Genomic DNA, 338 nt, shown 5'->3' on the forward strand with positions numbered 1-338 from the left:
CACGGCGTGGTCACGATGCCGACGCCGATCGGGACGAGGGCGATCGACACCAGCGCCAGGCAGAAGCACAGCACCGCCCCGGGCAGGGCGACCAGGGCCACCGCGAGTCCCCGCACGGCCGACAGCGCCACACCCCGGGTGCGTTCCGAACGGTTCCCGCTCTTCGTCTCGATGCTCATGCCGTCAGTCTTCCGGAGGCGGCCGCGCCGGTCACGGGGCCGGGCCCCCGGATCAGGGGGTGGTGCCAGATACACCTGCCTCAGCCGCGGCCAGCACCTTCGCCTCCACCTCCGGATCGAGCCCCTTCACCGTCCGGTCCGGCCGCATGGGCGCGGTGC

At 73.4% G+C, this 338-nt stretch carries 1 pseudogene; it reads right to left on the reverse strand.

From position 1 onward, the window contains the following. A pseudogene (locus ACLZOT_RS50915) lies at positions 1-179 on the reverse strand (sensor histidine kinase); the annotation flags it as partial. Positions 180-338 lie beyond the last annotated feature (159 nt).

The sequence above is a fragment of the Streptomyces sp. 4F14 genome (genome assembly GCF_048159485.1).
Classification (GTDB): Bacteria; Actinomycetota; Actinomycetes; order Streptomycetales; family Streptomycetaceae; genus Streptomyces.